Raw genomic sequence first — 23,749 nt, forward strand, 5'->3', positions numbered from 1 at the left:
CGGGTTACGGGTTACTCGTTGGCGACCGCATTGAACGCGGTGGCCGTGGCGTGCTCACCGTCGCTGTCGTAGCGCCTGGAAAGCGCCTGCAGCTCGGCTCGGGTGACGCCGGCGGCCAGGTACTGGCGGGCTTGGTGGTAGGCGTCCACGTAGGTGGTCATATCGATCTCCAGAGGGGTGGGATGCCCGGCTGCCGCGGGAGGTGTGGGAGGCGGCAGCCGGGCGGGTTCATCGGGCGCCTCGTGCCTCAGCGACGGCACGTTCGACGGAGTGGTCCACAAGCTTCTGAGCGGCGGCCAGTTCCTCGTCGATGAGGGCCAGCAGGCCCATGGCGGCGGCGAATCGGGCCAGCGCGTTGGTGGTCGCATCGTGGGTGAGCAGGGTGGCGGTCATCGTGTCCTCCCGCAGGAGCAGCCGCTGGAGCAGCGGGAGTCGGTACAGCGGGACTCGTCGATCGCGAAGGCGGGCTCCGAGCGGCGGAAATCCGCAGCGTGCTGGATGCTCTCGCGGGTGGTGGCTTTGACCTTCGCGAGCGTGGCCTTCATCTGGGCGGGGCTCATCGGTGCTCACCTGCCTGCTGCTGCAGGTGGGCCGGGGTGAGCCAGTGAGTGCGGTCGGGCTCGTCGCGCCAGCGGATGCCGATCAGGCCCATGGACGGGCTGTGGCCGACCACCTTGTACGGGTGGATCTGGCGGTAAGCGGTGACGACCACCACGGCCAGGATCGCCAGCCAGATGAGCAGGCCCGCGATCGACAGGAGCTCGTCGAGGGTGGATGCGGTCATCGTGCAGCCGCCTGACTGCGGGCGCGGTAGGCGGAGAGCTGGTACACGTTCGGGGGCAGCACCGAAGGCTCGGGCGTCGGGAGTGTGAGGCCGGCCACGGCGAGGAGGTTGTCCGCGGTCTGGCCGTAGCCCCTCAGTCGCCAGACGTCGGCCGTCGCCTGAATCAGGTCCAGTTCGCTCTCGGAGAGGGTGTTGCTGAAGGCGGCATGTGTCATAGTGGGGCGTGTCCCTTCCGTTATCGGCGGTGTAGAGGACATGCGGGCGGCCCAGGTCTCGGCAGGCGAGGGCCGCTTCTGCATGTCTGAGGTGATGGCCGAACCGTGATCGCTGACAATCGCGAACAGCAGCCGGGCACAGGAGAACACTCCGACAGGGATGCCGAACGTCGACTCGGGGGGCTGGCCTGCGCCGTTAGGCGGGCATCTGGTTACCCCCGGCTGATCGACCACTCCAATGGCCATGGAAAGATGGCCCACGGGTCTCCTCCTGCGTAGATCAGGACGTGAGATCAAGGGCTCGTCCGGTGTTGGTAGCACCGGACGAGCCCGCTTGCGTTTAGCGGTCTTGCAGTGAACGCGAGCTACTTCCCAAGGGTGTCAACCCGCGTTAACGTACTTACGTCATGGACGGTACCCACCTCACGGGATATCGTCAACAGGTAGGTACGGATTAGTTGTCACCCCCTGTTTACATTGGACATAAGTGAGAGCCAGGAGGAGGTGGTCAGTCCATGGAGGACACAGAGGTGGAGCGCATCCGCCGCATAGAGAACCCGGCCGAACGAGCCCGAGCCGTGGGCATCGAGCAGGCGCGGCTCGCGGGTCAAGTTGACGAACTGGCGGGCATCCGGCGGGAGGCAATTGATGAGATGCTCCGAGGCGGGCTGAGTCAGGCCGACATCGCTCGGGAGCTCGGGGTGACCCGTTCGCGGCTCAACAAACTCGTCACGACCGGCCCCGGACCGGAGAGGGCGCTACTCGTCCCAAAGCCGCGAGCAGGGGCCTTGCTGACCGTTGCAGTAGTGGAGAAGCGAGAGGACCAGCGCGCCCGCCCGTCGGTGTTAGCGACCACGCAAGACGCCGTCACCAAATTGGATCGGCTTGCCCGCGAGATGGGGCTGGAGACCGAGGTCGACCGCATCCCGGAGATGGGCTACATCGACTTGAACCGCGACAACTTGGCGGTGCTCGTGGGTCCACGCATCTCCCCGCTGATCGCCCAGGCGATCACAGCTGACCCCATCATCAAGTGGCGCAGGATCGGCGACAGCAGGAATTGGATGCTGATCGATACGCGTGAGGGAGTCGAATACCGGTCCGACTTCGACGAAGACGAACCCGACACGGACGAGCCCCGCACCTGCTATGCCCACATAGGGCGCATCCGCCGGCCGGACGGCGAAGGTGGCTTCTTGTACCTCGGAGGCGCGCACGGGGCTGGAACTGCTGGCGCGGTCGAGTACTTCGTCCACAACGTGGTCGGCCTATGGGAAGAGGCACACCGGAATCTCTGGTCTGCGGTAGTGAAGACGACCGCCACGGCAAGAGGCAAAGAGATCTTGAATGTCGAACTAGCCTCACGCGTGTACGTCCACACCAAGCGTTGAAGGAGGGCGCCCTATGTACCTCGACACCCGCCCCGGTCGCGAAGACAAGCTCAACGAGGACTACGTGGCCGCCACGGTCAACAGCACCTCGGCCAGAGCCGTACTCCTAGACGGCGCTGGCGGACCCTCGGAACTGCCTACCGGCTGCAATCACGGCACACCCTGGTATGTGAACCAGCTCGGCGACCACCTCATGTTCAACATGCGAAACCCGTCCACTCCGTTGACGACCGCCCTCGCGCTGGCCCTCGACGCGGTGGCGGAGTCACACGGCGTCTGGTGCGATCTGAACAACCCCGGTACCCCGTCGAGCACCGTCATCATGGCGCGGCGCGTCCGAGACCGCGTCGAATACCTGGTGCTGGGCGACTCGACCTTCGTCGCCGACGTGAACGGCGAGATTATCACCGTCACGGACAAGCGGATCGACGAAGTTGGCGCGGATCTCTGGCAGGCGATGGCCGCGCTGCCAACGGGTACGCCTGAGCACCAGGCCGCGCGGATCGCGTTCGTCGAGAACCAGCGGCGCATGCGTAACAAACGGGTCGGCGGCTACCCGATCGCATCCAACGATCCGGATGCGGCGTACGAGTCGCTGACAGGCGCCTTCTCCACCAGGGAGGTTCGGCGGGTCGCCCTGCTGTCGGATGGCGCGACGCGCTTTGTCGAGTTCGGGCTGGGCTCGTTCGCTGACGCGCTCGACATCCTCGGCTCAGCTGCGCCTGGACGACTCTTCGACCGGGTCCGCGAGGCAGAGGCGAGCGATCCGGCGGGTGCGCGGTGGCCGAGGGCTAAGCGGCAGGACGACATCGCGGCGGCATACCTTCCCGGCCACCTAAAGGTCGCCGCGGCAGGTGGCATTGTCGGTGCTGCCATGACCAGTTGAGTCAACGGCCGGTTTCTGTCTCTCTTGAGAGACGCAATGGTGCCTGATCATCTTCTATCCGGCCTGCATGTTCTTTCGTATCGTCCACTTGACTGATCCATTTCATCTGCTCTTGGCGAGGGCGCTGCATGGGGTTCAGAGCACGGTGGACAGAGGAGCAATTCGAGGAGTGGTTCCACGCCCGGTTCGATCAGTGGATCGCCGAGCATTTCGGGGAACTGCTCAAAGCCGAGCTGAATCAGCGGATGCCGGCGTGGGCCAACAGGGTGGACGGCCGCTTCCGGGAAGAGTTCGACTCCCAGTTCGCCAGCCGATTCGACTCGCGGTTCAACGACCGGTTCAGGGCATGGCAGGACGAGGGAATGCCCGGTGTCGACGAGTGGGCGAACAACTTTTTCGACACCCTGTTTACTGTCTATGCCGACACGTGGGGCGACAGCACTCACTTCCAGCAGCGCTTCGATGAGCGTTTCGACGAACGCTTCACAACGATGTTCGGGGAGCGGCTCGACAGCGAGGTTCGGGCTCGTATCGCTAACGAGCTAGCCGACCGGGTCGACAGGCGCATCGAGCAGTGGCTGGTGGCGGTCCGCCAGGAGCTGCTCAACGCGGCCGTGTCTCCGGTCGACCGGCCGAGTGACGCACCATCTGAACGAGAGCGACCGGACGGCGAGGTCGAAGGGCCAGCCGCTCCGACGGCTACAGCCGGGCAGCTTGCCGAGTACCTGAAGAAGCAGCCGCTGAAGGTCCGCCGTATCCGCGAACTGCTCAGGGGGACGGAGATCCCCGGCGTTCACCCAGCTACCTACCTGCTGGCCGAGGCCGCGAGCACGCTGCTGTCCAGGAAGACGCGGGGAGGGAAGGCGCCCAAACCAGACATCACCGCAAAGCCTCCCGACGGTGACGGCCATGAGGATGGGGCAGGGGCTGTCCCGTAGACCGCCTCCCCTGCTCCATATCAATGTGAGTCTGTAGTCTCGTATCGATAGCCCGAGAGGAGCCGTCATGTCTGCCCAGCCGGTGTTCGAGGATGACCCGCAGGACCCTGCTGTGATCCTGGCCAGCCTGCCGGCGAGGGAGCGTCCCGAGTTTCTGCGCCAGTACCGTGAGGCTGCGCAGGCGGCCTTGAGAGACGTCTCCCAGTACAGGGCGCTGCGGCGATTGCTGCACCGTTGGAGCTTGGCTGTGATTGCCACGAACCAGCCCGGCTACTACGAGGCGATCGAAGAGGCCAAGCGTGGCGCTGGGCAGTCGATCCCGTTGGATGAGGCGGTTGCCGCCGAGCTGGCCCGCCGCGGTTGAACTACCGTCCGGATCTGTCCGAGCGGGCCTTATCCCAGCTCGGCGGATTCCCCACCGGGGCGCTCACCGCGCTGACGCAGGCTATGGCCGACGTGTGTGAGGACCCCTACGATCCGCTCGCCACGATGGCGACCGATGACCCTCAGGTGCGGCGGGCGGACTTCGGCGACGGACATGGCTTCGTGACGTTTCTCGTCCTGGATCAGGTAGGCGTCGTGCGGATCGTCGACATTGTCTGGGCGGGTTGACGACGGGCCTGGTTTCGGGCGATGGCCCCACTCTCTTACCCCTCCAGTTCGGGAGTGGGGCCTGCCCTGTCCAGCAGCTGCCCGGCGGGCGCTGCTGGCGTTTTGGATGCCCGGCCATCGCTCGCGGGGGCTCGGCGATGGCCGGGCTGGCTAGGGGTGGGGTGCGGGCTGCAGGTCCCGCACGTGGACGACCAGGGCCCTGGCGAGCGTCCACTCCAGTGCGTAGATGTCGGTCAGCGGCACGTCCTTGCGGACAGGTCCCTCTCTGGGGGAGAAGAGAATGCCTTTGACGCCCCACACGTCGTAGTCGGCCGAGGTGTAGACGTGGGCCTCGCGGCGCAGCTGCGGGCATGCGGCGATGGCGCCAGGAAGGCAGCCCAGACAAACGGGCGGCTTGCTGAGACGGCCGGTGGCGGCGGGCGGCTCGGCGTGGAAGACCCACGTGAGACTCCCGGTACGGGCATCCATGGCAGGCTCTCGGCACACCTGGCACAGCCGGCCGAGCATGCACTCCTTCTGCCGCAGGGTGTGCATCTCGTCGTAGCGGACCATCCCGCCGCGGTGCGTCTCCTGTCGGGCCCACAGTACGCCCAGGTCCCAGTCGCTCGCCCTGGGGTCTGAGTAGGCCAGCCGCCGCCCGGCCAGCGCCCACACGTCGCGGACGACTGCGAGGTTGAGGGAGACCGTCTCCTCGCTGTAGGCGACGACGTACGGCGCCTCCACTGTGGTTGGGGTCATCTCGGATCACCTGTGCGGAACGGGATCTCCGTGGCGGCGGCGACCTTCGGCTGGTGTGGGCCGTAGCGGATGTCGTGGAGGCCGGGCGCCTTCGGGCATTGCACGGCGGGCACCGTCTCTTGCCCGTACACCGCTATCCGCATCCAGTCGTTGAAGACACTGAACACGGGCATGATCGCGGCTCCGCATCCAGAGCACGTGACGTCCCCGCTCGCGCTGAGGGCGGCAAGGATGCGGTCCTGCGCTTGCCGGACGATGTCGGCGTCATCTGAGGAGGTCGCCATGTAGGCAAGGTACTTGGTTACCCGCAGGTAGCCTAGCCTCTGACCTACAGTCACCTATATCTAGACCTTAAGTGATCTATATAGGCTGTATTGGAAACAGGGCTGGTAGCAGCCCTGCTTACGGTCAGGATGTGGTCGACTATGATTCCGATTTCACGGTGAAGCAGCAGATTGTTCAGGCGCTGCGCTCTCGTATCGAGGCAGGCGAATGGGCCCCACGCCGACGCCTGCCATCCGTCGTGCACCTGTCGCAGGAGTTCGGTGTCGCACGCGACACCATCTTGCGTTCACTGGAGGTGCTGCGAGACCTCGGAATGATCTATACGGTCCGGAATCGCGGATCCTTCGTCCGTGCAGGAGCGGACTTCATCACGCCCATCGTGGCCAACTCTCGGACGCGGATCATCAACCGGCCGGCCCACGAGACGGAGATCGCCGAACTTGACCTGCCGGAGCACGGTTGGGTGACCGTCGTTGAGCGTGACGGCGAGGTCGAGATCCTGCCCGCCGACAAGGTGGAGATCCGCGGGCCTGAGGCCTGACGCCTCACCAGGTTCTGCCCTTTCCGGCATCCACAGAGTCGTCGCTCTTGTCAAGCGTTCCGAGTCTCACGGTATGGAAGTTTTCGCGTCCGGGTGGATGAAGTACGTCTGCGGTGGAATGCTTTCCCTCAGGAGGGTCCGGTAGGCCTACCTGTCTGGCGAGTTGTCGGCGCCGGGAGGGGCACTCCAGGCATCCGGATCGCGGTTTTCCGCGTATCCAGGTGTAGGCGTGACGGCGGGGCCCGACAGCAACCCGTGCGGGTGGCCACCCCGCCGTCACGTCCTCTTCTTTATCATCTCCGCGCAATAGGCGCGCCTGGCCGCACCTAGTCGCGCATGGACACGCCTTGGCGCGCCTGGGCGAATCCCGGCGCGAGGGGCGCTGCCTGGGCGCACTACGTTCAGTTCCATGATCGAATTGGTGCCGGATGAGCACAAGTGGCGTCAAGTCATGGAGATCATCAAAGGGCGCATCCTGGACGGCACCTACCAGCCGCGGGCCAAGGTGCCCGGCATCAGATCGCTGACCCAGGAGTTCGGCGTCAGCCAGAACACTGCGAGGCACGCGCTCAACGATTTGGAAGAGCAGGGGTACGTCCGTCAGGTGTCGAGCATCGGCACGTTCGTCCGCCCGGCCAAGGAGTGGCCCCAGGAGCGCCCGGACGCTACCTGACCGTCTGGGCGATGACGAACTGCTCGACGAGCGCGGCGGCCAGAGCGTCCAGGGTGGGCAGCAGGAGGTAGCGCTGCAGGCCGGCCGCGGACTGCGCGGCTGTCGGGGCGACGACGCGGGTGGCGGTCCACATGCCGGTGGAGCGCCGCCGGATGCGCCAGCGCGGGTAAGTCTGTTCAAGGACGGCGAACTGGGCCTCTGCTTTCGACGGTGCGGGCCGTGCTTGTCGTGCCGTCGTGCTGCTGGCGATGGTGTCCCCCCGTGCCGCTCTCGTGTTCGAGTTCTCGGTTGGCGGTGCTGTCACATGATGCGCGATGGGCGCGAGGACGGGAAGGGGGGCATGCGGGTGTTGTGTGACGGCCGATCGGCCGTCGTATCTATCGCCGCGCTCGCGCCTCTGTCTCCGCGCGGAGGGGCGGGTACGCTCCGTGCCCACTCGGGATCTTCGATCGGGTTCGCGATGGGTTCGCGATGAGATCCTGATAATGATCTACCTTGGCTGATAGTGACTGTGAAGGATTGATAGTCTGACCTGCGCCTACGCCTCTTGGTGCAGCTCGCCTGTCGGGCCGAATCTGCATGGTAAGGAGAAGGTCAACGGTTCGATTCCGTTTGGGGGCTCGCACACTGACAAGGCAAAACGCCCGGACCAAGATCACTTGGAGCCGGGCGTTTCTGATTGTCGGGCCGGGTTCGCGATGAGTTCGCGATGAGAGGCCATTACCCCGTACGCGAGGTAGGGAATTCAAGCACCTCTCCCCGCGCCTCGAACGGCGCGATCGGACGAAGCTTGCCGTCACGGAACGGAGTCAGCAGATCGTCCAGCGCCGCCACCGGCGAACGCAAGCCGAACCACGCCCGCCGCGCCAGCGCCCCGTCCCACAACCGCTCCAACTCGCCCCGAAGCCACACACGAGACTCTGGCGTCACATGCGAGTATGTATTGCGCATCCCACGCATATCCCGCGAGACGTGGCCAAGCCGCTCGTCTCGGAGCTGCAGAGGCGTTCTCAGGTCCATCAGCCACGTCGAGTGCGTATGCCTGGCGAGTTCGTGGGGCGTCAGCCCTTCCTTGATCGGCGCCCACGAGGCGATGGGGGCCCCTTCCGCCACGTACCGGGACCGAACGAACAGATCCAAGATGGCATCGCGTGTCAGGTCGTGCGCCTGCTCCTCGGGAATGCCCTGCGCGATGGCGAACGCCACCAGATCAGCGTGCGACGAGGCCGCGTTGACGCCGAGCCCAAGTGGGCGTCCCCGGTAGTCCCGCAACGGTGGTGCCTCGTAAGGCTCGCCAGCGACCGCAGCGGGCCATGCCGGGATGGGCCGGCCCGGCCAAGGAGTGTCGAGTTCGACCAGAACGGGCCTGTTGCTTCGGCCACGCTTGCCCTTCGACGTCGGATGCCGGCCATCAGCGGCGGGATCGAACACCCTGCGGGCGAAGTTCGAGTTCCGCCAGTGCCCGCCGCGCGGGCCCAGGAACACGAACGCGCCGCCGCCTTTGCAGGGCTGCTCTTGCTGGCCCTCGATTTCCTTCGGCTGGCATGCACACCGACGATCCGGGTACGCAGCCAGCTGCCGGTTCAACAGGCCCTGCAAGAACGGAGGCAGGTCCACGTCCCGGTTGGAGTCGTCCTTCGGCGGAAGCAGGTAGAAGTCGCCATCGGCCTCGACGAGCTGCGCATCGATGCGGACCTTGCCGAGTTTGACGAACTTCCGCTGCAGACCGATGGCTTCTCCGTACCGGAACGCGCCCCACGACATAAGGATCCCCGCGATGAACTCGTCATCGCGGCCAGCCGTGACGCCCATCCTTTCGGCGAGCGCCAGAGCCTCGAACGGGGTGAGTGCTTTCTTCTCCTTCCCGCGGCCTCCCGTGCCGACCCCGGAGCGCCGGCCGCGGTGCCGCTGCCGGAGTGCCGGGTTGGAGCCGATCAGCCCTTCCGTGACGGCGTCACCGAGCAGGGTCGCAAGTCGAGTGCGAGCCCCGCCAGCGACGCCGTCACGGGCATAACCGGCTTTGATCATCCGCAGTTCCCAACCGTTGACGTCGGATGCCTTGATGTCTGCCAGCTGCCATTCCCCCCACTCGGGGAGCACATGGCGGCTAAAAAGGTAGGCGTAGTTGCCTCGGCTCCTGAGGCCGACGTCGAGACCCAGCCACCATCGGGCGAACCACTCGTTGACGGTGACTCCGTCGTCTTCCTCCTTTTCAGGTTCGGGCTCCGGCGCGTGCTTGCGCTTACGCCGGTAGTCGGGGGCGATACCGCGCTCCTCCAGATCCTCCATCCACTCACCCCACGCCACCGCCTCTTCGGGGGTGGCCCAGTGCTCGTTGGTGTCGGGGTGCGTGGACTTGGTGCCGAATGTCCCGTCGGCCCGTTTCCACCGGGCGACGATCGCACCGTCCTTGCTGCGTATCTGGTGGAACGCCATGGCGACTCCAGTAGGGGGTTGGGAAGTGGAGGTCAGGTTAGCCGAGCACGCACACGTCTAGCAGCGGATCCACGTCCACATGGATGATGCCGCCGCATCCAGCAGCTGCCACCGTCGGTGCCGGATCTTGGCTCGGCGGTTCGGGTGACGCTTCAGGTTCCGGTGCCGGGGTGTCGCTCGGCAACTGACGTGTCGGCATGGTCGCGGGGAACTCTGCCGCCAGCTCGTCGTCGCTCGCCCGAGGAGTGGGCGTGGGCGTCTTCCGTGCGGGCGTCTTCACTGGCGTGTTCGTCCTGGCGGACCGCTCTGGCGTTGGTTTCGAGCTCGGTAATCGCGTCCAGAAGACAGCTGGCTCGGCCGATCGTGCTGGCTTCGTCGGGGCTGCCGCGGACGGTTGAGGGGCCTCAGTAATGGTGGCTGTCACCGTCGCAGCCGGCTGAGACGGTGCCGAGAGGGTGACGACCCGTTCGATCGCGATTGGCGGTGGACGGTGCTTGTTGTCGTCGAGGACTGCCGGAACGACTGTGGTGGCGGTCACCGTGACGATCGCCGTGCTCGCGATGGCGGTTATGGTGCGGTGGCGCTCACTCGCCACCCGTTTGATCAGTTCTGCGAGTCCGCCGAAAGCGGCACCTACAAGAATGATCACTTTCCGAATGGCGGGTTTCGCGGCCGGGTCGTCGATATTGACGATCACTGTCGGCTGGTCGTCGTCTTCGGTTTCGACGGACATTGCGGCGATCTCGGGTTCGAGTTTCTGCCGCCGGTAAGGGTGAACATTTCCCGAGTGAGGCTCATCACCGGTCATTTCCGGTCGCCCCGCTTTGCGTCCGCCTGTGCACGCATGCACTGCCATACCGCGGCTTCACGCTCAAGATCGGGCTGGCCGTGAGGGTGGAGCACGGCCCTGATCACTACTCCGTTGTCGTACACGGTGACGACGCGGTCAACGCCCACGGGCGCGCGTAGGGCGTCGACGACCTCGTGAGGTGTTCCCCCTGCGATGACGCGGTGCCTGCCTGACACGCGTTCTTGGAGCTGCGCTTGGTAGTTCTTGAAGACCTCCGCTAGGGCTTGCTCTCGTGCGGTGCGGCCTCGTATGAGGCGTAGCGCTTTTGCGATGAGGTTGTCGAGGGACGGGTCGGATGTGCATAGGGACGTCAAAACGTCGGCACCCCCCAGTGAGCGCGCAGATCGTTGTTGCTGCCCCGCGGGTTAATGCTGTCGGGAAGACCACAAGACGCCTTATTTAGCTACCGGTCCAGACCGTAAATCGAATCGTGGTCAAACCGTAACAATGCGTGCTTGTGATGTCCGAAGGTGTATCAAGGGCGGACACTACGCACCCTTGCGATCTCGACGCTCCTGTTCCCGCTTCAACTCGGCGACCTCTTCGTTGAGCGAGCGGATCTCGTTCGCCATCTCCTGCCTCTCGTTCGCCATCTCCTGCCGCATCGCGGCAATGGCGGCGATCATCGCCGCCTCGGCCGGGCTCGGATCCTGGATGTCGGCAAGGTTGGGCGGCAGGGCAGAGAAATCCGGCTTGGGGAACTCGTGCGCGACGGCAGGCGCACTCTCAGTGGCCGGCCCACCTATCGAGTAGCCGGCTGCTGCGAGGACGTCGGCGACTGTGACATCCAGGTTCGGGAAGCGGGCATTCAGCGCGTTGCCGAGTGCTACGAGGTTGTCGAATCTAGGGCGGGTTGAGCCGTTGATCCATCTGCTCACCTGGGATGGGTTGATGCCCAGCAGTGCGGCGAGCTGTGCTTTGTTGAGACCAGTCTCGTCCAGGGTTCGGTCGATGAGCGCCTTGAACCTGTCGGCTGGCCAGTCGGGCGTCTTGACCATGTGCATGACGATAGGGCCTTGCGCAAGCGCTGTCTAGCTTGCGTGGCAGACAAGACCCCTGGTCAGGGCCTTTATCTGCAATGTGTCGCGCCCACAACGCTCCCTTACAGCATTGTCATGCTGAAATGATTTGCATAAGCGTATTGCGCAAGACGCATGCGCGTGCGTAAAGTGACGCCAAGGCAACGAGAGGAGGAAACGTGGTGGCACCCACCATCCGCATCCGCGAAGGCGTCAACGAACTGCTCATGGAGCGTTTCGGCTGCTCTACGTCAGGCGAGGTAGCCAAGAACATCGGGGTAAGCGGGTCCGCATGGAGCCGCGCCGTCCGCGGCAAATCCATCCCCGGGCCAAAGCTGGCAGGGCTGCTCCTCCAGATCGACGGCCTCGGCTTCGACGATCTTTTCGAGGTTCGTACCGAAGAAACCGACCGGAAGTCGGCATGACTCCGCCCACCCGCTACAACGCGAAGCAGGCAGGCGCCATCGTCGGCAAGAGCCCGAGCTGGATGTACCAGAAGGGCGCGGCGCGCGAGATCCCCCGCACGAAGATCGGTCACCACGTGTGGTGGACCGACGAGCAACTCACACAGATCATCCGTGACGGCGCCCAACAGCCCGAGCGGTCCGAACCTCGGCCCGAACCGGCCAAGACGAAGAGGCAGCCAGGCAAGCCCAAAGCTCAGCGGAAGCTGAAGCCGACCACCTCAGCGGACACCGTCAACATCCCCGTCGCTGACTTCACCGTGTCGCGGCTGTACCGGAACGGCGCCGCGTCATGACCTCCGCCGAGCGCTACAACCGCCGCGTCGAGGCCCGCTTCCTGCTCGACAGGATCCTGCGCGCCATCGATGACGCCCTGGAGTTTGCCGCCGAGATGGCGGCCACCACCACCCCGACGCTCTGAGGAGTTCCCCGTGCTCGATGACGCCGCCCGCAAGCACCGCTACCTGGCGCAGACCGGCCGCCGTGAGATGACCTCGCGCCAGCGCCGCCGCAGGAACCACAAGCGCGGCCACCAGTCGGTGAACGCGCGAACCGCCCGGCAGGCCAGGGCCGAGGTGCGAGAGGCGAAGCGCGCCGAGCGGATCAAGAACCGCCTGTCCAGTGCCGTGGCCGCCTCCACCTGAAACGCCGCAAGGCCCGACCACTGCCCGGCCGGACCCCGCGACTACCGCCCGCTCACGACTGATCAGAACAACAGAGAGCAGGAGACATGACCACTATCTCACCTGAGACCAGCAGGCGCGCCGGGTACACCAAGGGCCTGCGTGCGCTCGCCGACATCCTCGACGCACACCCCGAACTGCCCCTGCCGTACCACGGCGACGTTGCGGAGCTCGACTGGATCGAGGTGGACGAGAACGCGCGGCGGCACGCGGCGGTCTTCGCCCGCGTCATGCCGGGCACGGTCGCCAAGTCGGTGAGCGACGGCGCCGGTCAGTTCTACCTGAAGTTCAAGCTCCACGGCCTGTCCCTGCGGGTGATCTCGACCCGGGCGCAGATGTGCGAGCGGGTTGTCACCGGCACACGCACGGTCGTTATCGAGGAGCCCGACCCCGAGGCGCTCGCCCTCGTCCCGAAGGTGACGCGGACCGAGGTCGTCGAGGACGTGGAGTGGCAGTGTCGGCCGGTCCTGGCCACTGAGCAGGTACCGGCGTGAGCGCCGAGACAATGCCCTCGCTGATCGTGGCTTCCCCGTCTGCCTACGAGGTGGCGATCATCAAGCTTCCAGTCGGGACGACTGCCCGCGTCTGCCATCCGAACGGCCCGGTGCGCGAGTACGTGCCGCCGCTGGACGTCCCGTACTTCGTGGTCGTCCCTGGATGCCGGGAGACGATCGACTGGGGCTGTACTGAAGGCTGGCACGAGTCCCTGAAGGGGATCCGTAACGGGCATCTGGCGATGCACCGGGAAGCGTGGCACGCCGCCGCCCGGCTGCTGGCCCGCGCGGACGTCGTGTATGTCCGCTACGAGCAGCGCGACTACTACGGAAAGCCTCGCTGGACCGCTGTGCGCGCAGAGGTGCGCGAGGTTGTCCGCCCGGTTCAGGCGGTGTCGGCATGAGCGCGACCGCCCAGCTCGTCCGTCACAAGATCGAGCACGCAGACTTCCGACACTGCCTGGAAGCCCTGCGTTTCCACGGCTTCACGGTCTCCTTCCACGCACCGGATCTCTCCCCGAACGGTTTGTACGCGGTGACCGCCTACGGCAGCACCGGACGGCGGCCGGAGATGCTGCGTGCAACGCACCAGCACATGGACGGCGCCATCAGGGCGGTCGCCGAGCAACTCGGCGGGATCCGGCTGAAGGCGTACGCCAAGCACGTGCTCGCCACGCAGGCTGGAGCGTTCCGGTGATGGCGCAGACGTCCCACTGGCTGACCGTCAGCGAAGCGGCAGCCCGTCTCGACCTGGGCGAGCACGACGTGCTGGAACTGGCATGGCTCGGCATCCTGCCGTCCCGGCTGGCAGTGAACGCCCGTGAGGTACTCGCAGACGCGGTGACACGGCTCGACGAGCAGATCCGGTCCGTCTCGAAGTTCCCCAGCCCTACGGCTGGCGCGGTAGCCGAGAACGCGACCAGGCCGACGTGGACGCCGTGGATCGATCCCGACTTCAGCCGCGAACAGGCCGACTACGACACCAACCCCAACGACGAGGGAGACGACGAGCAGTGACCACGACCGAAGCCGAGCGGAACCCGCTGCTCAACCTGCTGACGCCCTTCTCCGAGGAGATGGTCGGCAAGCTGCCCCGGATCATTTGCCCTGCCTGCTCGCGCAACCGGGGCTCCTGTGACGAGCACCAGAAGACCAAGTGCGGCGAGTGCGGCGCGACCACCACGCCCCGACACATCCACCTCGACTATGTCGGCCACGCAGATGTGACCAGGCGACTGATCGAGACGGATCCGGAGTGGTCCTGGGAGCCGGTGGAGCGCGACGTGGACCCTCAGGTCTTGGCCGCCGCTATTGCCACTGGCAACCCGGACATGGTGCGGGCTGTGCTGGACGCGGCACCGCCGAAGTTCGACGTGGATAGCCAGGGCAACCCGGTCGGGCTGTGGATCTATTTGATCGTGCTCGGCGTCAGACGGCGCGGGTACGGCTCCTGCCCCGGCAACCAGTCCGACGCCGCCAAGGTCCTCATCGGCGACGCGCTCCGGAACGCGGCCATGCGGTTCGGTGTGGCGCTGGATCTGTGGGCGAAGGGCGACCGGGCCGACCCGTCTGCCGAGAACGCCGTCGCCGCTCCGGGGCGTCGCGCACAGCAGCAACGACAGCAGGCGGTCCAGCCGGCCGAAGTCGATGAGGCGTGGGTCATCGACTTCCAGAAGCGCCTGTACGAGGCCAAAGCCGACCAGATCGGCAGGCTCAAGCAGGAGGTCCTGGACAAGTTCAAGCAGCGGGCCATCGACCCCAAGACCGGCAACGAACTCATGGACGCCATCAAGCAGCGGCAGGCCGACCTCGACGGTCAGGCGGCGGCGTGAACGCCAAGACTCACGCGGTGAGGGTCGCCGCAGCGAAGCTCCTCTCCGAGATCGTCAGCGAAGGCTACGAGCGGCTCCGCAAGGAAGCCGAGCCCGTATTCGCCGATCTGCGGATCAACACGGACGCCAAGTCGCTGGCAGTGAAGCTCCCGGACGGCACCGAGCTGGGCAGTATCGCCATCTACGACGGGCCGCCCAAGACGCAGGTCAATATGAAGACGATCGCCGGGATCGTCGCCAACGACGCGCCTGAGGAGTTCGTCGAGGCGCTCACCGACGAGGCGCTCACGGACGAGAACCTGCTGGCGTACGTCCGCGACCAGATGCCGCACCTGATCAAGCTGAAGATCCGCGACGACTACCTGAAGAAGACGCTCAAGCGGATCGACGCGAACGGCTACCTGAAGGACGCCGCCGGGACTCGCATCAAGGTGGCGGAGGTGACTCGCGGCGAGCCGACCGGCAAGTTCGCGTTCACCGCCGGGCCGGGAGCGCAAGAGCTGGCGTGGAAGGCGTGGCAGGACGAGACGCTTCAGCCGATCATCGGTGACCTGCTCAAGCCTGCCATCGAGGCGGGTGAGAGCGCATGAGCGAGATGCTCACCATCGTCAAGCAGCTCGGCCACCTCTCCCGCGACCTGGACGAGGCGGTCAACAAGCTCGCAGACCTGGAGTTCATCGCGGTCGAGGCCGAAGGCGACTTCAAGGTGGCATTCGCAGGCTGCTTCCGCGAGGCGGTCGGCTCGGTCGAGGACCGTAAACAGATCGCGATCACGCAGACCGACACGCTGTGGCGCACCTTCGGCAAGGCCGCCGCAGCGGTTCGGCTGCAGAAGGAGCACATCAAGGCATTGCACGCTCGCATCGACGTCGGTCGGACGATTCAGTCCACCGCCCGAGCGGAGATGCAGCTGGCTGGCGGTCAGCTATGAAGCGCGGTGGTCCGCTCAAGCGGAAGACCGAGCTCAAGGCGACCAAGCCCATGGCTCACGGCAAGGGCTTCAAGCAGGCCGCCAACCCGCCCAAGCGAAAGACGTCTGGGCAGGCGAAGACGAACCGCGGCCTCGACGCACTCAAGCGGCAGGCCCGCGCACGGGACATGGACACCTGCGTCCGCTGCGGCGTGGTGCTGGCCGGCGGCGGCAACGTGCATCACCGCCGCAATCGGGGGATGGGCGGCTCCAGGGCGGCGAACGTCATCTCGAACGCCTTGACGCTTTGCGGTTCGCCCACGTCTGGCTGCCATGGGTCGCTCACGTTGCGTTCGTGGGAGATCGACGCCGAACGGTACGGGTGGGTACTGCCGACGAACGGCACTACCGACCCGGCCACGGTGCCGGTCCTGGTGGCGTGGCTCGGCTGGGCCTACCCCCTGGCGGACGGTAGCTGGCGGGTCATCGACGAGATCAGCGAGGTCGCGTGATGCCTCCCGTGGATGACATGCGGTTCTGCGACTACTGCAACGAGACGAAACCGGTCGGACATGACTGCCCGGCCGGCGCGGTCGGGTGCATCACTAACCCTCCTGACGGGCCGACGTGTGGAGCCTGCCAGGCGTGCTATCGCGCACAGGCGCATGGTCTCGCCGCCGAATTCACGCGAGACCCGTACGGCTCCCCGTCCGACATCGACACCCCCTGAGGAGATCAGCGTGACCCTGCATATCTGGGACCTGTTCGACCTGACCTGCCTGGACAAGAGTGTCGAGGACGGGTACGTGCGCGTCCAGGAGCACCCCACCGGGTCCTTGAAGATCTACAACTACACGGAGAAGACGCAGTTCGAGAGCGCCTGGGACACGATCACCAGGACGTGCCGCGGCCTGATCGTGGACGCGCAGGGCGTGGTCGTGGCAAGGCCGTTCGCCAAGTTCTTCAACTATGGCGACCCTCAGGCCGGCGAGCTGGACCTGTCGGCCCCCGCCGAGGTCGTCGACAAGATGGACGGCTCGTTAGGGATCCTTTACCCCACTCCGGACGGGTACGCCGTAGCGACTCGGGGCTCGTTCACCTCGCTGCAGGCGATCCACGCCACGGCGCTGTTCCGGGCCAGGCACGGAGACTTCGAGCCGCCGAAGGGCATGACGGCCCTGTTCGAGATCGTCTACCCAGAGAACCGGATCGTCTGCGACTACGGCGGCGCTGACGACCTGTTCCTGCTCGGCGCGGTCGACATTGCCAGCGGGACGGTCGTCGGCCCCGACTGGGTGTCCGGCTGGTGCGGCCCGCAGGCCACCGTGTTCACCGTCCGCACGCTCGGCGAGGCGCTGGCCATGCCGCCGCGGCCCGGTGCGGAAGGGCTCGTTGTCCGGCTGCTGATGTCCGGCCACATGGTGAAACTCAAGCAGGCCGACTATCTCGCCCTACACAAGATCGTCACCAGTCTGAACGCCCGCAGCGTGTGGGAGGCGCTCGGTGAAGGCAGGAGCGTTGCGGATATCTGCGAGCCGCTGCCTGACGAGTTCCACCAGTGGGTGAAGGACCTCGCCGAAGCCCTCCAGGTCGAAGCGGACGACCTGCTGTACGACACGGAACGCTTCCACGACAAGATCCTCTCCCGCATGCCGGACGGATGGACGCGCAAGGACTACGCGCTCGAAGCCGCCAAATCAACGCTGCGGCCCTGGCTGTTCAACCTGCTCGACGGCCGCGACCCGCGCCCATCCATCTGGAAGACGCTGCGCCCTTCCGGCGACCTGCGCCCCATCTCGTTTTCGGAGGATGCGGCATGACGCACGCAGACGACCTGTACGAGCCGGGAGACGACCGCGACTGGACGTTGGACGAACTGGCCGAACGCGAGCCAGGCGAGCCCGACCAGGAACCGCCACTCAACCTCGACCAGATCGAGGGCGCGCTGGCGGCCTACAGGCGCGGCCAGGATCCGCGCGAGGGCCTCGACCCCGTCGAGGCGTCCGATGCCGACCAGGCCGAGAGCTTCCTGCTCGACGAGGCGGTGCCGCAGTTGCTCGCTCGCCTTCGTGAGGCCCTCCAGCGGATCGCCGAATGGGAGGCGCTGCCGACCCGCGAGGAGTGGACGGTCACCGACGACAGCTCCACCCCTCCGACGTCGAACCACTTCCCGTACACCGCCAACGCGGCCATGGCGATCGCTGCCCGTGACGGCCGGCAGGCGTGGCGCCGGACCGTGATGACCCATCCCGCCGTGCTCCACCCGTGGGAGCCGATCGCCAACGAGGCGCCCTTCTAGTTCTTCCCCCTCCTCCGTCTGTCGCCTATCGGGGGTGCAGACGGGGGAGGGGGCTTCCCCCCAACCAGCTAGCGAGAGGAGCGGAGATGCTGCAGGAGATCCAGCCATCGGGGGCTGAGTCCCCGTTCGATGCGATCAAACACATCAACGAGGATGGCGAGCGCTGGTCGAGTCGCGAGATGATGCCGCACCTCGACTACGAGCAGTGGCGTCAGTTCGCGGACGCCATCGACAGGGCGAAGGCCGCAGCGTCGAATGTGGGCGCCAACATCCAAGATCACTTTGCGGATGCCCGCAAGATCACGGTCAACAGTCGCGGCGCCCGCCGAGAGATAGACGACGTCACACTGACCCGCTACGGCGCATACCTGGTCGCCATGAACTGCGACCCACGCAAACCCGCCGTGGCCGCCGCCCAGACCTACTTCGCGACCAAGACACGCGAAGCCGAGATCCGCGCGCAGATCCCATCCCCACCTCAGACGGCCGAGATCTTCACGCCGAAGACATTCCCGCTCGCTGAAGTGGTGGTGCTGATCAAGCAGCGGTTCGGCGTCCGCATCTCCGTCGCAGACCTGAAGGAGAAGCTCCGCCAGGCTGGCGCCGTACGGCAGGACGACCGGCCCCGAGCGAAGTACGAGGCGTTGTTCTGGCACACAGGCGAGGCCGGCAAGGCGTACGAGGTGTTCGGCCACCAGATCGAGGCCGTCTACCGCCTCTACGAGACGACGAAATTGCGGCTGGAGATCGCCACACAGCGCGCCCTGCCGATGGACCCTCCCGGCTGGCCCGAGCTGCCCCTTGGTGGTGAGGCGTGAAGACCGCCCGTTTCCGTAGCCGCCCTGTAGAGGTCGAAGCGGTCCGCTGGGTGGGTGAGCAGAACTGCGACGAGGTGTTCGCGTTCGTCGGCGAGAACCACGCCGAATGGGCCGACGAGACGGACCACTCGACCCTGTTCGTGCCGGTCCTGCTCGGCGCGCTGACCGCCCACCCCGGCGACTGGCTGGTGAAGGACAGCGCGGGCGTGGTGACCGTGATGAGGGACGCCGAGTTCACCGCCCGCTACGAGCTGACCCCGGAGCCTGAGCCTTTCGAGCCGGCGACGAACTACCACGAGTCGGTAGACCACCTGAGGCGTGACCTGATGAAAGGCAACGCCCACTGGGGGAAGGTCGCCGAGCACTACTCGGACATCCCCGAGGACAAGGAGCGGGTGCCGTCCGAGGCTGCGGCTTTCGCTGCTGCCTCGATGGCGGGCTCCTACGGCTACACCCTCGCCGCGATCCTCGGCTACGCCCGCAAGTACGGCGAACGGGTGGCCCACGACCTGGCGTTCGAGGCCGACGAGATCCTCACCAACGGCGACTTCGAGGCCATGAACGCGGACATTCTCGTCGCCCTGGCCGAGGGTGCGCCGCTGCCTGGCTACATCACGCTCGACCCGGCGCACGGCCGGTGGGGCGAGGTGCCAGGCGCGCACTGGCGCTGCAAGGAGCACAGACACACCGGCACGTGGACTGATGCGGCCGACAACGCGATGGCCGCACACGCCGACGCGATCGCGCACCTCGACAGGCTGCACCCCGGCTGGCGACCCGACGTAGAAGCGTCTCCCGACCCTTCCTAGACCTCTTCCGTGCTCGACCTATCGGGGGCGAGCACGAGCCTCCCGCAACAGATCCACCAAGCACCAGGAGCCACCAGCAATGACCGCAGATCAGATGTTCGCACCGCCGTCCACCTCCATTCCGGAGTTCACCCCGGACACGATCGAGATCCTCAAGAACGTCCGCGCCGAGGCTGTCGGCAAGGCCGAGAAGGCGATGGAAGCCCACAAGCAGTGGATGAACCGGGCCACCCAATGGGACGACCTGATCCGCCGCGCCGAGGCGTACGCGGAACGCCCCGAACTGTCATGGCAGCACCAGAACGACATGGGCGCCGGCGAGGACAACACCGCTCTGCTCCCTCCCGTCGAGCAGGAGCCCGCGTCATGACCGCGCTGAGGCGTCTGGTGGACCACTACGTGCTGCGCAAGCCCCACACTCCGCGCCACGCGAAGCCGCGACCTGTCGCGTCCTCGAAGGGTGACGACCTGATCCCCTTCGACTCTCCGGCGGTCTACCGCCACCCCTACAACTCCCCGAAGGACGCAGCATGAGCACCGAAACCCCCGAGACGAAGAACCCGTACCAGGCCCGCGCCGAAGCCGTGGACCGCGCCCACAAGGCGTTCCACGAGCAGGTGGTCCCGTCCGAGCCCGCGCCGGGCGGCGGCCGTTACGTGCCCGCCGACCTGGAGGACTGCCTTCTGGACGAGGGCCTGATCCTGGCGCCCCGCTCCACAGGTCACGGCAAGTGGCGGGTCCTCGTGGACGGCCAGCCCGCCCCGTACCCGGGCCAGGAGGGGCCGTCGCATCCGATGGGAGCCGAAGAGGCGGTCGAGGCGTTCCTGACCGCGACGGGCGGCGACTACTACAACCAGCGCGAGATCGTCATCCGGCCGGCCAGCAGTGCGGAGATGGTCGGTTCGGCCGTCATCGGCGACACGACCGTCCGCGAGGAGCCCACGAAGATCGAGCCGACTGTGTTCGACATCGAGACCAACGTGGACACTGGCGCGGCCCTGGTCCGGATGATCGACCAGGACGGGCGTGAGGTACACGTCGGCCTCGACGGCAACATGCGGCGGCTGCTGGTGTCGATGCTCGGCCAGGACGGCGATGCGGCATGAGTGAGATCACCCCCGAGAAGGTCGCAGCCGCCGTCTGCGACACCATCACCGGATGGCGGCACAGCCTCCAGGCTGCGCTGTCCCTGACCGCAGAGGGCAACACGCTCAGCCTGTCGGTCACCAGGTGGGAGGACGACGAAGAGGGAACCGAGATCGTCCGCCACTACCGGGCTCCCGTCGTCGAGGGCGAGCAGACCCCGATCGTGCTGCCCGCTGGAGCTGCGGGCGACTACGTCAACGGAGATGACGGCTACTGGCTGACGTGCGGCACCTGCGAGACCCCCCTGATGGAGGTCAAGGCAGGAACGAGCGTGGGGGAGATGGCCGAGAAGATCGCCGCCCACAAGTGCGCTGAGGCCGCCGCCATCAAGGCGGAGCAGAAGGCCGGCCGGACGCCCATCCGCTACACGGCGACCGGGTTCGGTACCACGACCACCCAGGCCACAGGCCAGGTCGTCCTCAACATCCACACCGCCGACGGCCCCGTGCACATCGACCTCGGGACGGAGTACGCCGAGCCGATGGGACTCCTGCTCCTCGACAACCCCGAGTGCAGCGACGGGGCCGAGTTCGACGACGAAAAGATCCCCGCCGCTCTGGCAGACCCTCAGGGCGGGAAGGCGGCCGACAATGCCTGAGCCTCTCTCGCCCGAGCGCCTCGCCGAGATCAGAGCCGCGTTCGAGCGCGCCCACACGGAGATCGGTGAGGTGTGCGCTGAAGGCCCTCACAACCGCTGGCGGTGGAGCATCCCCGCCAACCCGGCACGAGACACCGACCTGATCGTCTCCGATGCGCTGAAGGGTGCTGAGGACCTACTGGCCGAGGTAGACCGCCTCACCGCCGCCCTCGCGAACGAAGAGCAAACGACGGACAGGCTGATTGGCGAGCGCGACGACATGGAGAAGCTGCTCAACACGTTCGCCTACACGATCGCCCCCGAGGAGGTGATCGGAGAGCACTCCAGCGGCAACGACCCGTGGGCGAACGCCCTGGACCTGGCCACCCCGGCTGCTGAGGTAGACCGCCTCAAGGCCGAGCTCGCCGACCTTGACGGCCAGAACGCGTTGACGGAGTCGCACTTCTCCAATCACGTGGCGGACTCGATCCGCGAGCAGGGCGCCCTCACCAAGCGGGCCGAGGCTGCCGAGGCCGAGGTGGAGCGTCTCCGGGCCGAGAACGCCCACCTGGACAGCGAATGGGAGTCGCGAGGCCAGAGGCTGATCCGCCTCGGTGAAGAACTCCGGCAAGCGAAGGACCGCCTGTGGGAGGTCGCCAAGACGCAGGTCTGGACCAACGAGGACGGCCGCGGTTTCGTCTTCGCTGACGACCTCCGCAAGGCGCTCGGCGAGGAGTCCATCTGATGGGCGCCCTCATCGTCTCCGTGCTGGTCTGCACCGGCGTCGCGAACGCCTTCCTCTGGGTCGTCTGGGGCCGCCCCATGGGGGTCGAGCTGGACCGTGTGCGGCGGCAGCGAGACGAGTACGTGGATGAACTCCACGCCCTCCGTCTGGAGCGCGCCGAACTGGTCGTCGAGAACGGCAGGCTCGCCTCCGCCGAGGTCGTCGCCACCCTGCACCAGCGGATGAGAGGCCAGGCATGACGGGCGAACTGATTGCCCTCGCGGGCGTCCTGGTGGCGTGTGCCGGGGTGGTGCTGGCCGAGCGGAAGATCCGCCGCATCCGCCGCGAACGCGCAGCCTTCGCCGCGATCCGGGCGCGCGCCCAAATGGACCAGTGGCAAGCGGCCGGCGCGCAAGCACTCCACCGCCCACCCACCCGGCTGGACCGGATCCTGGCTGAGCACGAGGCGGCCGAAGAGGCGCTACGGGCCAGCCTCGCAGCCGAAGCCGATTCGTACGCCGACCTGCACGACGTGTTCCCAGAGGAGCGTGACTGATGGCACGTGATCACGGATACGCGCGCTACAAGCTGGACGGATGCCGCTGCTACATCTGCGGTTACGCCAACGCCGTCTACTGCGAGCGGCGCGAGCGCGCCATCGCCTACGGCACCTGGCAGCCGTTCGTGGACGCCGAGCCAATCCGCCTGCACGTCCGGGACCTGCAATCGTGCGGGCTGGGGCTACGGCGCATAGCTGAGGCCGCCAGCGTGGACCGCAAGCGGCTCCAGGCGCTGCTGAACGGACGACCCGAGCGCGGCACCGGCCCGCAGGAGAAGGTCCGCCCGGCGCTGGCCGCGGCAATCCTGGCCGTCGAGGCGTCCTTCGACCTGCTCGGCGCCACCACCGTCATCGACGCGACCGGCACCCGCCGACGTCTGCAGGCTCTCGTCACGATCGGCTGGTCTCAAGCGAAGCTCGGCGCCCGGCTCAGTTGGACGCCCGCCAACTTCTCCGCGCTGATGCGCGAACCGCAGACGATCGTGAGAACGGCCCGCAAGGTGCGCTGCCTGTACGACGAGCTCTGGGATCAGGCGCCACCCGAGGACGGGCACCGAGAGAAGATCGCCACCAACCGGGCGCGGAACATGGCGAAGGCGCGCGGATGGGTTCCGCCGCAGGCGTGGGACGACGACACCATCGACGACCCGTCCGCGCGACCTGACATCGGTGCCAAGACGTCGCAGGCACAGGCGATCGCGGAGAACTCCCACGAGCTGATCGTTGGCCAGGGCTACACGACCGAGCAGGCCGCCGCCCGGCTCGGAGTCGGCATCAGTTATGTGCAGAAGGCCCGGCGCGCCACCAAACGTCAGGCGGTGTCGGCATGACCACCCCCGATCTACGCCCCTGCTGCCAGCAGTCCCTCCTGGACGGAGAGACGCCAGAGCAGCACCGCTCGCACTGCATGGCGAACTCTGGCCGCACAGCGGCATCGGGCAGCTCCACGCCGGCCATGTGCACCTGCGGCCACGTGGAGGTGCTTCACGCGATCCGCGGCAACGGCTCCCGCGGCGCCTGCTCCATCTCTACCGGGCCGAAAGCAGAGCCGTGCGGGTGTGCGGGG

42 protein-coding genes are annotated in these 23,749 nt (G+C 66.6%); 31 read left to right on the forward strand and 11 right to left on the reverse strand.

Going from position 1 to position 23,749, the window contains the following annotated elements:
- Positions 1-11 precede the first annotated feature (11 nt).
- The 5 genes from ACQP2T_RS63615 to ACQP2T_RS63635 form a co-directional block, all read right to left on the reverse strand.
- Positions 12-161, reverse strand: a complete 150-nt coding sequence (locus tag ACQP2T_RS63615; protein WP_433520041.1) for a hypothetical protein — start codon at positions 159-161, stop codon at positions 12-14.
- Between the two features lie 67 nt (positions 162-228).
- Complete coding sequence (locus tag ACQP2T_RS63620) at positions 229-393, reverse strand: hypothetical protein (RefSeq protein ID WP_433520042.1); 165 nt, start codon at positions 391-393, stop codon at positions 229-231.
- Positions 390-560, reverse strand: coding sequence for a hypothetical protein (locus tag ACQP2T_RS63625; RefSeq protein WP_433520043.1), 171 nt, complete (start codon positions 558-560; stop codon positions 390-392). The genes ACQP2T_RS63620 and ACQP2T_RS63625 overlap by 4 nt, the downstream gene beginning before the upstream one ends.
- Positions 557-784 (reverse strand): hypothetical protein, encoded by a 228-nt coding sequence (locus ACQP2T_RS63630; protein ID WP_433520044.1) that lies wholly within the window; start codon positions 782-784, stop codon positions 557-559. Before ACQP2T_RS63630 ends, ACQP2T_RS63625 begins: the two co-directional genes overlap by 4 nt.
- Positions 781-1,260, reverse strand: a complete 480-nt coding sequence (locus ACQP2T_RS63635; RefSeq protein WP_433520045.1) for a hypothetical protein — start codon at positions 1,258-1,260, stop codon at positions 781-783. Before ACQP2T_RS63635 ends, ACQP2T_RS63630 begins: the two co-directional genes overlap by 4 nt.
- Positions 1,261-1,514: 254 nt before the next feature.
- Between ACQP2T_RS63635 and ACQP2T_RS63640 the strand changes: the two genes are divergently transcribed.
- From ACQP2T_RS63640 to ACQP2T_RS63660, 5 genes are all read left to right on the forward strand, one after another.
- Positions 1,515-2,390, forward strand: coding sequence for a hypothetical protein (locus tag ACQP2T_RS63640; protein ID WP_433520046.1), 876 nt, complete (start codon positions 1,515-1,517; stop codon positions 2,388-2,390).
- Between the two features lie 13 nt (positions 2,391-2,403).
- Positions 2,404-3,276, forward strand: a complete 873-nt coding sequence (locus ACQP2T_RS63645) for a protein phosphatase 2C domain-containing protein (protein ID WP_433520047.1) — start codon at positions 2,404-2,406, stop codon at positions 3,274-3,276.
- A gap of 128 nt (positions 3,277-3,404) precedes the next feature.
- Positions 3,405-4,214, forward strand: coding sequence for a hypothetical protein (locus ACQP2T_RS63650; protein WP_433520048.1), 810 nt, complete (start codon positions 3,405-3,407; stop codon positions 4,212-4,214).
- Between the two features lie 67 nt (positions 4,215-4,281).
- Positions 4,282-4,578: a DUF6247 family protein gene (locus ACQP2T_RS63655; protein ID WP_433520049.1), complete on the forward strand. Its 297-nt coding sequence runs from the start codon at positions 4,282-4,284 to the stop codon at positions 4,576-4,578.
- Positions 4,575-4,826 (forward strand): hypothetical protein, encoded by a 252-nt coding sequence (locus tag ACQP2T_RS63660; protein ID WP_433520050.1) that lies wholly within the window; start codon positions 4,575-4,577, stop codon positions 4,824-4,826. Before ACQP2T_RS63655 ends, ACQP2T_RS63660 begins: the two co-directional genes overlap by 4 nt.
- A 150-nt stretch (positions 4,827-4,976) precedes the next feature.
- Here the strand turns inward: ACQP2T_RS63660 and ACQP2T_RS63665 are convergent, their stop codons facing one another.
- Together ACQP2T_RS63665 and ACQP2T_RS63670 are read right to left on the reverse strand one after the other, a co-directional pair.
- The gene (locus ACQP2T_RS63665; RefSeq protein ID WP_433520051.1) at positions 4,977-5,564 is read right to left on the reverse strand and encodes a hypothetical protein; all 588 of its coding nucleotides are present in this window, start codon (positions 5,562-5,564) and stop codon (positions 4,977-4,979) included.
- The gene (locus tag ACQP2T_RS63670; protein WP_433520052.1) at positions 5,561-5,848 is read right to left on the reverse strand and encodes a hypothetical protein; all 288 of its coding nucleotides are present in this window, start codon (positions 5,846-5,848) and stop codon (positions 5,561-5,563) included. Before ACQP2T_RS63670 ends, ACQP2T_RS63665 begins: the two co-directional genes overlap by 4 nt.
- Positions 5,849-5,979: 131 nt before the next feature.
- On the opposite strand from ACQP2T_RS63670, the gene ACQP2T_RS63675 reads away from it, so the two are divergent.
- Both ACQP2T_RS63675 and ACQP2T_RS63680 read left to right on the forward strand, forming a co-directional pair.
- Positions 5,980-6,390 carry a winged helix-turn-helix domain-containing protein gene (locus ACQP2T_RS63675; RefSeq protein WP_433520053.1) on the forward strand — a complete coding sequence of 137 codons (411 nt, stop codon included), beginning with the start codon at positions 5,980-5,982 and terminating at the stop codon, positions 6,388-6,390.
- Between the two features lie 409 nt (positions 6,391-6,799).
- Complete coding sequence (locus tag ACQP2T_RS63680) at positions 6,800-7,063, forward strand: winged helix-turn-helix domain-containing protein (protein ID WP_433520054.1); 264 nt, start codon at positions 6,800-6,802, stop codon at positions 7,061-7,063.
- Here the strand turns inward: ACQP2T_RS63680 and ACQP2T_RS63685 are convergent.
- The 4 genes from ACQP2T_RS63685 to ACQP2T_RS63700 all read right to left on the reverse strand — a co-directional run bounded on the left by ACQP2T_RS63685 (position 7,056) and on the right by ACQP2T_RS63700 (position 11,347).
- Complete coding sequence (locus tag ACQP2T_RS63685; protein WP_433520055.1) at positions 7,056-7,367, reverse strand: hypothetical protein; 312 nt, start codon at positions 7,365-7,367, stop codon at positions 7,056-7,058. The genes ACQP2T_RS63680 and ACQP2T_RS63685 overlap by 8 nt on opposite strands.
- 416 nt (positions 7,368-7,783) lie before the next feature.
- Positions 7,784-9,499, reverse strand: a complete 1,716-nt coding sequence (locus tag ACQP2T_RS63690) for a hypothetical protein (protein WP_433520056.1) — start codon at positions 9,497-9,499, stop codon at positions 7,784-7,786.
- A gap of 37 nt (positions 9,500-9,536) precedes the next feature.
- Positions 9,537-10,307 (reverse strand): hypothetical protein, encoded by a 771-nt coding sequence (locus ACQP2T_RS63695; RefSeq protein ID WP_433520057.1) that lies wholly within the window; start codon positions 10,305-10,307, stop codon positions 9,537-9,539.
- Between the two features lie 530 nt (positions 10,308-10,837).
- Entirely contained in the window at positions 10,838-11,347 is a 510-nt protein-coding gene (locus ACQP2T_RS63700) for a helix-turn-helix domain-containing protein (protein ID WP_433520058.1), read from the reverse strand.
- 203 nt (positions 11,348-11,550) lie between these two features.
- Between ACQP2T_RS63700 and ACQP2T_RS63705 the strand changes: the two genes are divergently transcribed.
- The 24 genes from ACQP2T_RS63705 to ACQP2T_RS63820 all read left to right on the forward strand — a co-directional run bounded on the left by ACQP2T_RS63705 (position 11,551) and on the right by ACQP2T_RS63820 (position 23,513).
- Entirely contained in the window at positions 11,551-11,793 is a 243-nt protein-coding gene (locus ACQP2T_RS63705; RefSeq protein WP_433520059.1) for a helix-turn-helix domain-containing protein, read from the forward strand.
- Positions 11,790-12,128: a hypothetical protein gene (locus tag ACQP2T_RS63710; protein WP_433520060.1), complete on the forward strand. Its 339-nt coding sequence runs from the start codon at positions 11,790-11,792 to the stop codon at positions 12,126-12,128. The genes ACQP2T_RS63705 and ACQP2T_RS63710 overlap by 4 nt, the downstream gene beginning before the upstream one ends.
- Entirely contained in the window at positions 12,125-12,253 is a 129-nt protein-coding gene (locus tag ACQP2T_RS63715) for a hypothetical protein (RefSeq protein WP_433520061.1), read from the forward strand. Before ACQP2T_RS63710 ends, ACQP2T_RS63715 begins: the two co-directional genes overlap by 4 nt.
- Positions 12,254-12,263: 10 nt before the next feature.
- The gene (locus tag ACQP2T_RS63720) at positions 12,264-12,476 is read left to right on the forward strand and encodes a hypothetical protein (RefSeq protein WP_433520062.1); all 213 of its coding nucleotides are present in this window, start codon (positions 12,264-12,266) and stop codon (positions 12,474-12,476) included.
- A gap of 86 nt (positions 12,477-12,562) precedes the next feature.
- Positions 12,563-13,009, forward strand: coding sequence for a hypothetical protein (locus tag ACQP2T_RS63725; RefSeq protein WP_433520063.1), 447 nt, complete (start codon positions 12,563-12,565; stop codon positions 13,007-13,009).
- Positions 13,006-13,413, forward strand: a complete 408-nt coding sequence (locus ACQP2T_RS63730; protein WP_433520064.1) for a hypothetical protein — start codon at positions 13,006-13,008, stop codon at positions 13,411-13,413. The genes ACQP2T_RS63725 and ACQP2T_RS63730 overlap by 4 nt, the downstream gene beginning before the upstream one ends.
- Positions 13,410-13,706: a hypothetical protein gene (locus ACQP2T_RS63735; protein WP_433520065.1), complete on the forward strand. Its 297-nt coding sequence runs from the start codon at positions 13,410-13,412 to the stop codon at positions 13,704-13,706. Before ACQP2T_RS63730 ends, ACQP2T_RS63735 begins: the two co-directional genes overlap by 4 nt.
- Positions 13,706-14,026 (forward strand): hypothetical protein, encoded by a 321-nt coding sequence (locus ACQP2T_RS63740; RefSeq protein ID WP_433520066.1) that lies wholly within the window; start codon positions 13,706-13,708, stop codon positions 14,024-14,026. Before ACQP2T_RS63735 ends, ACQP2T_RS63740 begins: the two co-directional genes overlap by 1 nt.
- The gene (locus ACQP2T_RS63745) at positions 14,023-14,841 is read left to right on the forward strand and encodes a hypothetical protein (protein WP_433520067.1); all 819 of its coding nucleotides are present in this window, start codon (positions 14,023-14,025) and stop codon (positions 14,839-14,841) included. The genes ACQP2T_RS63740 and ACQP2T_RS63745 overlap by 4 nt, the downstream gene beginning before the upstream one ends.
- Positions 14,842-14,858: 17 nt before the next feature.
- Entirely contained in the window at positions 14,859-15,431 is a 573-nt protein-coding gene (locus ACQP2T_RS63750) for a hypothetical protein (RefSeq protein WP_433520068.1), read from the forward strand.
- Positions 15,428-15,772 (forward strand): hypothetical protein, encoded by a 345-nt coding sequence (locus ACQP2T_RS63755; protein WP_433520069.1) that lies wholly within the window; start codon positions 15,428-15,430, stop codon positions 15,770-15,772. The genes ACQP2T_RS63750 and ACQP2T_RS63755 overlap by 4 nt, the downstream gene beginning before the upstream one ends.
- Positions 15,769-16,263, forward strand: coding sequence for a hypothetical protein (locus tag ACQP2T_RS63760; protein ID WP_433520070.1), 495 nt, complete (start codon positions 15,769-15,771; stop codon positions 16,261-16,263). Before ACQP2T_RS63755 ends, ACQP2T_RS63760 begins: the two co-directional genes overlap by 4 nt.
- Positions 16,264-16,491: 228 nt before the next feature.
- Positions 16,492-17,571: an RNA ligase gene (locus ACQP2T_RS63765; RefSeq protein WP_433520071.1), complete on the forward strand. Its 1,080-nt coding sequence runs from the start codon at positions 16,492-16,494 to the stop codon at positions 17,569-17,571.
- Positions 17,568-18,050 carry a hypothetical protein gene (locus ACQP2T_RS63770; RefSeq protein WP_433520072.1) on the forward strand — a complete coding sequence of 161 codons (483 nt, stop codon included), beginning with the start codon at positions 17,568-17,570 and terminating at the stop codon, positions 18,048-18,050. The genes ACQP2T_RS63765 and ACQP2T_RS63770 overlap by 4 nt, the downstream gene beginning before the upstream one ends.
- Before the next feature lie 86 nt (positions 18,051-18,136).
- A complete protein-coding gene (locus tag ACQP2T_RS63775; RefSeq protein ID WP_433520073.1) occupies positions 18,137-18,868 on the forward strand; it encodes a BRO family protein in 732 nt (243 codons plus the stop codon).
- Complete coding sequence (locus tag ACQP2T_RS63780; protein WP_433520074.1) at positions 18,865-19,677, forward strand: hypothetical protein; 813 nt, start codon at positions 18,865-18,867, stop codon at positions 19,675-19,677. Before ACQP2T_RS63775 ends, ACQP2T_RS63780 begins: the two co-directional genes overlap by 4 nt.
- 79 nt (positions 19,678-19,756) lie before the next feature.
- A complete protein-coding gene (locus tag ACQP2T_RS63785; RefSeq protein ID WP_433520075.1) occupies positions 19,757-20,047 on the forward strand; it encodes a hypothetical protein in 291 nt (96 codons plus the stop codon).
- Complete coding sequence (locus tag ACQP2T_RS63790) at positions 20,044-20,211, forward strand: hypothetical protein (RefSeq protein ID WP_433520076.1); 168 nt, start codon at positions 20,044-20,046, stop codon at positions 20,209-20,211. Before ACQP2T_RS63785 ends, ACQP2T_RS63790 begins: the two co-directional genes overlap by 4 nt.
- Positions 20,208-20,783, forward strand: a complete 576-nt coding sequence (locus ACQP2T_RS63795; protein WP_433520077.1) for a hypothetical protein — start codon at positions 20,208-20,210, stop codon at positions 20,781-20,783. The genes ACQP2T_RS63790 and ACQP2T_RS63795 overlap by 4 nt, the downstream gene beginning before the upstream one ends.
- On the forward strand, positions 20,780-21,421 hold the full coding sequence (locus tag ACQP2T_RS63800) for a hypothetical protein (RefSeq protein ID WP_433520078.1): 642 nt from the start codon (positions 20,780-20,782) through the stop codon (positions 21,419-21,421). The genes ACQP2T_RS63795 and ACQP2T_RS63800 overlap by 4 nt, the downstream gene beginning before the upstream one ends.
- Positions 21,414-22,145, forward strand: coding sequence for a hypothetical protein (locus ACQP2T_RS63805; RefSeq protein WP_433520079.1), 732 nt, complete (start codon positions 21,414-21,416; stop codon positions 22,143-22,145). Before ACQP2T_RS63800 ends, ACQP2T_RS63805 begins: the two co-directional genes overlap by 8 nt.
- The gene (locus ACQP2T_RS63810; RefSeq protein WP_433520080.1) at positions 22,145-22,384 is read left to right on the forward strand and encodes a hypothetical protein; all 240 of its coding nucleotides are present in this window, start codon (positions 22,145-22,147) and stop codon (positions 22,382-22,384) included. Before ACQP2T_RS63805 ends, ACQP2T_RS63810 begins: the two co-directional genes overlap by 1 nt.
- Positions 22,381-22,680: a hypothetical protein gene (locus tag ACQP2T_RS63815; RefSeq protein WP_433520081.1), complete on the forward strand. Its 300-nt coding sequence runs from the start codon at positions 22,381-22,383 to the stop codon at positions 22,678-22,680. The genes ACQP2T_RS63810 and ACQP2T_RS63815 overlap by 4 nt, the downstream gene beginning before the upstream one ends.
- Complete coding sequence (locus tag ACQP2T_RS63820) at positions 22,680-23,513, forward strand: hypothetical protein (protein ID WP_433520082.1); 834 nt, start codon at positions 22,680-22,682, stop codon at positions 23,511-23,513. Before ACQP2T_RS63815 ends, ACQP2T_RS63820 begins: the two co-directional genes overlap by 1 nt.
- Positions 23,514-23,749: the final 236 nt, after the last annotated feature.

Origin of the sequence: Nonomuraea sp. CA-143628 (assembly GCF_050942315.1) — a bacterium.
Lineage (GTDB): Bacteria > Actinomycetota > Actinomycetes > Streptosporangiales > Streptosporangiaceae > Nonomuraea.